Source organism: Clostridium sp. SHJSY1, assembly GCF_031626875.1.
Classification (GTDB): Bacteria; Bacillota; Clostridia; order Clostridiales; family Clostridiaceae; genus Clostridium.
In genome coordinates this window covers 1-10,207 of sequence record NZ_JANDMF010000084.1, presented here as the reverse complement: position 1 = coordinate 10,207, position 10,207 = coordinate 1, and the positions used below count along the sequence as shown (strand labels likewise).

Below are 10,207 nucleotides of genomic sequence, written 5' to 3'. Positions count from 1 at the left end.
AAGAATTGCTGGTTTTTAACTTATATAATCTGTTCAATTTTCAAAGACCAATTTGTTTGCCGCCCTCAAGCGACTTTATTATCTTATCACCTTATTCTACACATGTCAACAAGTTTTTTATTTATTTTTTAAAACTTGATTGGCTGCGCTCCTTGGCGACGTATTTTATCTTACCATATATATTGCTTGTCCCCTTGAAAATACATTCTATTTATAGAAATAATTCTTCAAATTCTTTTTTATTCTCATTATTACATCAAATTGCTTATATTGACACACTAGGAATAGTTTTTATCACTTTCAGCAAATTTTTCTCTTATAACATATAATATAGCGAAGGATGATATCAATAACACACTTCGCTATATCACTCACTTAAAAGTTTTTGCCCTTATTAATAACAATTGGATATAAATCAGACCCTTTATAAATTTCAGCCTCTCCAATTTTAGCCCACTTATCTGCTATAACATTGCATAGTTTAGCTTGTCTACCTATTCTACTATTCTGTAAAATTATACAATCTTCTACTTTAGCACCTTCTTCTATATGCACTCGTCTCCCTATTATTGAATTTTTAACATCTCCTCCTATATAGCATCCATTTGCTATTATAGAATTTTTAACATTACTATTATTCCCATATTGAGTTGGTGCTTCATCTTTAGTTTTTGTGAAAATAGGTTTTCCTTGATAAAATAGTTCATTACTAATTTTCTTTTTTAGCAAACTCATATTAGCTACATAATAACTATTCAAAGAGTTAATACATGCAAGGTATCCTTTAAATTCATAGCATCTAACATTAAGTTTATCTAAATTAGAACTTATAAATTGCTTTATCTTCCTATACATTCCACTTCTTATACTCTCTAATACTATATCTATAAACAAATCAGTAGACATTATATACATTTCCATATCTATGTTTGAATGATTCTCTCTCCCTATATTTTCGCCTACTGACACTAATTTTCTATTTTCATTAATATTTAAAACATTACATCCAATGAAATATTTATCAGCATTATTAATATTTTTATATATCATAGTTATATCATTTCCTGATTTCTTATGTTCTTCTAAAACCTTTTTATAATCTATATTACATATCATATATGATGATGCCATAATGATATATTCTTTTTTACTATACTTAATAAAGTCTATATTATCTGCAAAATTATGAACATCATCAAATGCTGGATCTTCATATCCAAAATTGAACACTCTTAATCCATCTCTTTTTCTGTGCAAATCCCAAGGCCTTCCATTCCTTAAATGATCCATAAGAGCTCTTGATTTATTCTTAGCAAAAATACCTATACATTCTATTCCTGAGTTAGTCATATTAGAAAGTACAAAATCAATAATTCTATATCTTGCTGCAATTGGCACTGCTGCAAGTGGCCTATTACTAACTAGTTCTCCCATCTTACTCTCATTTTCATCTAAGTTGATTATTCCCATACAACTATTCACTTGTATATCCCCCTTTTTTGCATACAGATTCTATTTTAAATTGTAGTGCATACTTCAACAAACCCGTGTGGTCTAACCTCTTCCTTCCAACCTACTACAGTAATTTCTTCTCCATTTCCTACTCTTGATTCATTGCTTATAAAAGCCTCACTTCCTACAATTGCCTTATTAATAATTACATTGTCCCCAATATCTACATTAGGCATTACTACAGAATCTATTACTATTGAATTCTTTCCAACTTTTACCCCTTGAAATATTATTGAATTGCTTACTTTTCCCTCTATAGAACATCCTTCTACCAAAAGAGAATTCTTTACAGATGCTTCTTCCCCTATATATTGTGCTGGGCTACTATGATTTACCGAATAGATTTTCCAATCTTCATCATATAAATCTAATTTATTGTCTTTTGAAAGCAAATCCATATTAGCTTGCCACAAACTGTCTATTGTTCCAACATCTTTCCAGTATCCTTTAAATGGATAGGCAACCATCCTATTTTCTTCATTGATCATTTTTGGTATTATATTCTTTCCAAAATCATTACTAGAGAACTCATCTTCTTCATCTTCCTTTAAATATTTCTTTAAAGTTTTCCAATTGAAAATATAAATTCCCATAGAAGCTAAATTTCCTTTTGGATTCCTTGGCTTCTCTTCAAATTCATAAATTGATAAATCTTCTCTGGTGTTCATTATTCCAAATCTACTTGCTTCTTCTTTAGGCACTTCTATTACTGCAATTGTTGCTTCTGCCTCTTTTTGTTTATGAAAAGCTAACATCTCATTATAATCCATCTTGTATATGTGATCCCCTGAAAGAATCAAAACATACTCTGGATCATACCTTTCTATAAATTCAATGTTTTGATAGATAGCATTTGCAGTTCCTTTATACCAATTGCCTCCCTTTTCTTTTTGATATGGAGGTAACACACTTACTCCTCCATCTCTCCTATCTAAGTCCCAAGGGTTCCCTATCCCAATATGAGTATTTAACTCTAAAGGTTTATACTGTGTTAATACACCTACATTATAAATTCCTGAATTAGAACAATTACTTAGTGTAAAATCAATAATTCTGTATTTTCCACCAAATGGAACTGCAGGTTTAGCTATGTGTTTAGTTAAAATTCCTAACCTAGACCCCTGTCCTCCTGCTAATATCATAGCAACAATCTCATTTTTACTCACAAGCAATATCTCCTCTCCTATGTTCTACTTCTAATACGATATGTTCCCTCATGGAAAAATATACATAATTTTTGTTAATTTCCATAAAAAAAGAAGCCCCTTTGGAGCTTCTTGAAAATTTTAAATCTCTTCTAAAATTTTATAACCCTTATTTTTAACTTTAACATTATACCGTTTTCCTTCTTCTTTATTTAATATTTCTTGTTCTATAATATCCTTTAGATTATAATTTATATTTTCCTTAATTTTTATAGTTTTATCTTCTTGCGAATTATTTAATATTATTAAGATACTTTTATTTTTGTATGTTCTCTTAATAATGACAATATCATTTTCTCCTTGTTCAATATTAAAATCACCTTTTAATAAAATATCATTCTTCTTTCTTAAGGATATTAATTTTTTATACGTCTCATAAACCTTTTTATTCTCTTTTCCCCAAGGATATGGCTTTCTATTACTTGGATCACGTCCTCCAAGTAGTCCTGCTTCATCTCCATAATATATTAGAGGAACTCCAGGAAATGTCATTTGAATCACTGTAGCAAATTCTAATAATTCAATATCTTTGTCTAATATAGTAAGTAATCTTTCTGTATCATGATTTCCTAGCAAGTTCATTGTGTTATAAAAATTATCTCTAGGATAGTTTTCATATAAACTATAAACTCTACTAATAAATTCTGATCCTCCTATTTCACCTTTTGTGTATTTTAATATATAATCTCTAAGAGGGTAATTGGTAACTGAATCTAATTCTTTACCAAATAAATATTCACGTCTTTCTGAATAACTTACTTTATTTGAAGCATCTTCCCATACTTCTCCTACTAATATACTTTCACCATCTACTTCTCTTATCCTCTTCTTTAACATTTTTATAAATTTATCAGGTAATTCATCTGCAACATCTAGTCTCCATCCACTTGCTCCAAGTTTAATCCATTTTGCAACTATTGAGTTTTCCCCTGTTACTATATAGTTTAAATATGATGGATTTAACTCATCTACATTAGGCTGGTTATCAAATCCCCACCAACAATCATAACTATCAGGATAATCCTTAAATCTGAACCAGCTATAATACGGTGACTCTTTAGATTGATATGCACCTACTGTATTGTAATTACCGAATTTATTAAAATACTTACTATCCGCTCCAATATGACTAAACACACCATCTAAAATGACTTTTATTCCATGTTCCTTAGCCTTAATACATAACTCTTTAAAATCCTCTTCACTCCCAAGCATACTATCTATCTTTTCATAATCTCCAACATCATATTTATGACAGCTTGCTGATTCAAAAATAGGATTAAAATATAAAATTGTTACTCCCAAATCTTCTAGATATTGAAGTTTCTCTATTACTCCTTGAAGATTCCCACCATAAAAATCCCACCTAAGGACGTTGCCTTTGCTATCTTTTATATACATAGGTTCATCATTCCAACTTGAGTATATAAAACTATTTTCTTTTCTACTATTAATTCTTCCATCTTTATTTCCATTGCAAAATCTATCTGCAAAGATTTGATAAATTATGCCCTCTTGAAACCATTCAGGAATATATGATTCTTCATAAACTGTTATCTGGTATGGAATTGGATTTTCATGATATACTCTTCCTTCTCCACCAAGAACATATTCATTATTTCCATAATAAAAATATCTTTCATCCTTTTTTAATGAAAAATAATATCTGTTCATACCGATAAGCCTTGATGTATCTAATCTAGTAGAAAATAATGCTCTATTACCGCTATCTCCTTCCCAATTCATTTTAATAAAAGATTTTTCTCCTGAAAAATTGATTAAATTTAAATATACTTCTACACCTTTATCTACTAAAATCTTTAAATTTATTTTTGTTCCTATAGGCACTGCTCCAAATGGACTTCTATATTGATCTTTATGGGAATTATGGAAGGCAAAATCATACTCCATAAAATAATCCTCCTTACAAGTTCTTATAGATTAATTCTGAACCCCATATTCCTGTAGCATATTGCTGAATAGTTCTATCAGATGAAAACACACCTGAATGTGCAATATTTATACCACAGATTTCTTGCCATTTGTGCATATTTTTATACATTTCATTTATTTTACTTTGAGCATTTACATACGAATCAAAATCTTTAAGAACAAAAAATTCATCATTGTAAGTTATAAGATTTTCATAAATACTCTTAAATCTATCTCTATCTTTATTATACGTACCATTAATTAAATCATTAACAACTCTATTTATCCTCTTATTTTCATTACAAATATCTATAGAACAATATCCACCATTTTGAAGGTAATTTAAAACTTCCCTTGCTGTCATTCCAAAAATCACAATATTATCTGGTCCAACTTCATCACTTATTTCTATATTAGCACCATCTAATGTCGCTATAGTAACAGCTCCATTCATCATAAACTTCATATTTGATGTTCCTGATGCTTCCTTTGTAGTTGTAGATATTTGCTCACTTACATCTGTTGCTGGAATTATATCTTCTGCTAAAGATACTCTATAATTATCCATAAAAACTACTTTTATTTTATCATTTACCCTTGGATCATTATTTACCGTATCTGCAATACAATTTATTAACTCAATAATATTTTTTGCTAAATAGTATCCTGGGGCTGCTTTTCCAGCAAATATAAAAGTTCTAGGTTCTATTTCCATATTAGGATTCTCTTTTAAATGATTATATAAATCCATGATTCTTAAACAATTTAATGTTTGCCTCTTGTAAGCATGAATTCTTTTTACTTGAACATCAAAAATAGATGATGGATTTATTACCACTCCACTTCTCTTATATATTTTTTCTGCAAGTTTTTCTTTATTCATCTTTTTAACTCTATATAATTCTTCTTGAACACCTTTTTCATGAGCATGCTTTTCAAAATAAATTAAATCTGTTGGATGTTTAATAAAACTTTCTCCTATTGTCTCCATAAGAAGATTTGACAAACCTTGATTACTCTTTAATAACCATCTTCTATGAGTTATTCCATTAGTTTTATTATTAAACTTATTAGGATACAAGTAGTATAAATCTCTCATCTCTTCTTTCTTTAATATATCAGTATGAAGTTTTGCTACCCCATTAACACTATGACTTCCAACAACAGCCAAATTAGCCATCCTTATTTGACCATCAGCAAGTATAGACATTCTAGATATTTTATCCCATTGATCTATATACTTATTCCAAAGTTCTTCACAATACTTTTTATTAATTTCCTCAACAATCATATATATTCGTGGCAATAAGTGTTTGAACATCTCTATAGGCCACTTTTCTAATGCTTCAGCCAATATTGTATGATTGGTGTAAGAAATAGTATTGGTTGTTATTCTCCACGCTTCTTCCCAAGAAATATTTTCTTCATCTAATAAGATTCTCATAAGTTCTGGAATTGCTAATGTTGGGTGAGTATCATTAATATGAACAGCTATTTTTTCATCAAGTAAAAGTATATTACCTCCATGCTTTCTAAAGTGCCTAATTATACTTTGCATTCCTGCAGAAACGAAGAAGTATTGTTGCTTAAGCCTTAATATCTTTCCTTCATAAAAAGAATCCTCTGGATATAATACTTGTGATATAGCTTCTACTGAATTTTTATATTCTATAGCTTTTAAAAATTCTCCTCTGCTAAAAGATGAATAATCAAACTCATTTGAAACAGTTTCCGCACTCCAAAGTCTTAATGTATTGGCTACATCATTTTCATATCCTACAATAGGAGTATCATATGGCACTGCTAGTACTGGTTCAAAATTAACATGTGTAAAAGTTAGATTTCCATTTAACTCTTGCACCTTTACTTCCCCACCAAATTTAACTATTTCAGCTTTATCTGGTTTTCTTCTTTCCCACACATTTCCTTCCCTTAACCAATTGTCTGATACCTCCACTTGCTTACCATTTATTATTTTTTGTTCAAAAAATCCATATTTATATCTTATTCCACATCCATGACCTGCTATATTTAAAGAAGCCATAGAATCTAGAAAACAAGCAGCTAATCTACCAAGCCCACCATTACCAAGTCCTTGGTCTTGTTCAAGGTCTTCAAGTTCTCTCAAATCAATATTGAAGTCTGCCAAAGCTTCTTTACAAACCTGCATTATTCCAAGATTCATCAAGACATCTCCAAGTAGTCTACCTAATAAAAATTCCATAGAAAAATAGTATACTTGCTTTTCGCCTGAAATGTTATATTTCTTATTGGTATTCATCCATAACCTAATTACATAATCTCTTATCAAGCTTCCCAAGGCTTCATATTTTTGTTGATTATTTCCTTCTTCTATTTCTTCTCCATGTAAATTCTTATATTTATTTTCGTAAGCCTTTTTAAAAGTCTCTTTATCTAAAGTCAGCATACTAATCCCCTCCTATGACTATGCTTAGATGACTTGACAATATAATGCATAATATTCATCTGCTGATTTTTCTAAACTATAGTCTGAATTTATAGCCTGTTCAACTATAGATTTCCAGCACTCCTTATCTTTATATATCTCCAAAGCATATTCAATTATCATCAAAAGTTCATTTGCATTAAAATTGCTAAAACTAAATCCATTCCCTTTTCCACTGTACTTGTTATATGGTAAAATAGTATCCTTTAATCCTCCAGTTTCTCTACCTATAGGAATAGTCCCATACCTCAATGCAATAAGTTGCCCAAGTCCACATGGTTCCAAAAGAGAAGGCTTTAAAAGAATATCACAACTTGCATATATTTTGTGAGCAAGTTCCCTATCATACTTAATATTGGTTGATACTTTATCCTTATATCTTGTTTGCAATCCTTTAAAATGCTCTTCATATTGTTTATCACCAGTTCCTAATATTACAAGTTGAATATTATACTGAAGCAACTTATCAGCTATATTTATAATTAATTCTAACCCTTTTTGGTTATTTAACTTTGATACTAACCCTAGCATAGGTATGTCTTTACTAACTGGTAATGAAAGATCTTTTTGTAATTCTATTTTATTTGCTTGTTTATCTTCTATTGTGTCATTCAAAAAAGCTTTATATATATATTGATCTTTAGTTGGATTAAATTCTTCATAATCAAGTCCATTTAGAACACCTTTCATATTAAAAGCTTTTTCTCTTAACAATCCATCTAATTTTTCTCCATATTGTGGAGTTTTAACTTCATCAGCATAAGTATTACTTACAGTAGTAATTTTATCTGCAAAGTTAATTCCACCTTTCATAAAGCTTACTCCTCCATAAAACTCAAGACTACCATTATAGAAAAGTTCCATATCCAAATCAAATAAATCTAATAAAATATCTGGTGAGAAAACTCCCTTAAACATCATATTATGAAACGAAAATACAGTCTTTATATTTTTATAATCTTCTCTATCAAAATAATCATTTTTTAATAATACTGGTACCATACCTGTTTGCCAGTCATTACAATGAATAATATCTGGCTTCCACTCTAATTCATTAATTAATTCTAAAATAGCTCTATTAAAATAAGCAAATCTTTCATCATCATCATCATAACCATATAATTCAGCCCTATTAAAGTAATATTCATTATCTATAAGATAGTGTGTTACATTATCTTTGACATATTTAAATATTCCACAATATTGATTTCTCCACCCAACCTTAACCATAAACCACTTTACAAATTTTAATTCCTCTATCAAATTGAGATTTATATTCTTATATTTAGGAATAACTACTCTAACATCAATGTCTTTTTTTCTTAATGCTTTTGACAAAGCTCCAATTGCATAACCAAGTCCTCCCTCCCCTGTTAAAGGATATGCTTCTGAAGCTGCTAACAATACCTTCATAAAAAACCCCTCCCTCTTGGCATCTTTATCAAATTTAGCCTTAATCCTAATTACCATATGTAGTATCCTAATATTTACTCCAAATGGATAACTGATTATCTTTATAAAATCCTCCCCTCTATTACAATTTTTCTATAATCTATTCATAATATATTTATTTATTATTTTCTTATTTATTCTTTGTTTTTAATGTAAAAAACACAGAGATATAAAATCTCTGTGTTAAAAAATTGTTATTATTCTATTTGCTAATATAATTCTGTCAAATTTTCACTTTCTCTATTTAAAACTCTCTCAAATATAAAATGCACAATCATAGCTACTATTATAGCAGTTACTAAATCAAAAACTACAGTTAATATAAATGTTAATAACATTTCAACCATGTCAGATTTACTAGATAAAATAATTTTTTTGACTGCACTTATCTCACTCATATTATATGAAACTACTGCCAATATACCTCCTAAAACAGTTAATGGTATATATTGTATGAATGGCATAAGTATCTTCATTATTAAAAGCAAAACAATAGCACTTACAACTCCTGCTATAGGAGTTCGTCCACCATTTTTTACATTAGCTGCTGTTCTTGCAATTGCTCCTGTTGCAGGTATCCCTCCAAACATAGCCGAAAATATATTAGCTAGGCCTTGTCCAACTAATTCTGTATTAGAATCATGTTTCTTATCAATCATTCCATCTGCAACTACCGCTGATAACAAAGATTCTATTGCTGCTAAAAATGCAATTGTTATGGCTGGTACAATTAATGATACTATCTTCTCTCCCCCCATATAAGGCACACTTGGAAAAGGTATTTGTGATGAAATTTCTCCAAATTGTTTTCCTATTGTATTTACAGGTAATTTGAATATGGCAGAAGTTAATGAAATTACTATCAAAGCCACTAAAGATCCTGGAATTTTACTATTTAATTTAGATGTCAATATTATTATTAAAATAGATGTAATCCCCAATATTAACGCCCATATATTTAATGAATTCATATTAGTTAAGTAAACCTTCCATTTATCTAAAAATTCAGATGGTACATTAGATATATCTAATCCAAATAAATCTTTTACTTGTGTTGAAAATAATGTTACAGCAATCCCTGCTGTAAAACCAACTGTCACAGTTCTTGGAATATACTTTATTAAATTTCCTAATTGAAGCAATCCAAATATTATTAATATGATTCCGGCCATTAGTGTTGATATTATTAATCCATCTATTCCGTATTTTTCTATAATTCCATACACTATCACTACAAATGCACCAGTTGGTCCTCCAATTTGAACTCTACTTCCTCCAAATATTGAAATAAACAACCCTGCTACTATAGCTGTTATAAGACCTTTTTCAGGGGTAACACCAGATGATATTCCTAATGCTACTGATAGTGGTAATGCAATAATTGCAACTACTATTCCTGCTATCATATCCCTCAAAAATTGTTCTTTTGTTAATTCTTTATCTCTGTGCTTAATTATAGAGAATAATTTAGGTTTCCTTAGTATATTTAGTTTTTTCATTATATTTCCCCCACTCTTTGTGATTTGCACGAAAAAAAAGGATAGCATTTACTATCCTTTTCAAATTACCTGGCAACGTCTTACTCTCCCACACAGTCTCCCATGCAGTACCATCAGCGCTGTAGAGCTTAACTTTCCTG

Annotated in this window: 5 protein-coding genes and 1 pseudogene; all 6 read right to left on the bottom strand. The window is 29.6% G+C overall.

From position 1 onward, the window contains the following. Window positions 1–375: 375 nt before the first annotated feature. The gene (gene glgD / locus NNC19_RS22725) at window positions 376–1,482 is read right to left on the bottom strand and encodes a glucose-1-phosphate adenylyltransferase subunit GlgD (RefSeq protein ID WP_310940986.1); all 1,107 of its coding nucleotides are present in this window, start codon (window positions 1,480–1,482) and stop codon (window positions 376–378) included. Between the two features lie 35 nt (window positions 1,483–1,517). Beyond that, complete coding sequence (locus NNC19_RS22720; protein ID WP_310940985.1) at window positions 1,518–2,678, bottom strand: glucose-1-phosphate adenylyltransferase; 1,161 nt, start codon at window positions 2,676–2,678, stop codon at window positions 1,518–1,520. 120 nt (window positions 2,679–2,798) lie between these two features. Further along, complete coding sequence (locus NNC19_RS22715; RefSeq protein ID WP_310940984.1) at window positions 2,799–4,628, bottom strand: glycoside hydrolase family 13 protein; 1,830 nt, start codon at window positions 4,626–4,628, stop codon at window positions 2,799–2,801. 13 nt (window positions 4,629–4,641) lie between these two features. Next, on the bottom strand, window positions 4,642–7,077 hold the full coding sequence (locus tag NNC19_RS22710; protein ID WP_310940983.1) for a glycogen/starch/alpha-glucan phosphorylase: 2,436 nt from the start codon (window positions 7,075–7,077) through the stop codon (window positions 4,642–4,644). Window positions 7,078–7,101: 24 nt separating this feature from the next. Then, window positions 7,102–8,529, bottom strand: a complete 1,428-nt coding sequence (gene glgA, locus NNC19_RS22705; RefSeq protein WP_310940982.1) for a glycogen synthase GlgA — start codon at window positions 8,527–8,529, stop codon at window positions 7,102–7,104. A 254-nt stretch (window positions 8,530–8,783) separates the two neighbouring features. Continuing rightward, window positions 8,784–10,067: pseudogene (locus tag NNC19_RS22700) on the bottom strand (SulP family inorganic anion transporter); the annotation flags it as partial. Window positions 10,068–10,207: the final 140 nt, after the last annotated feature.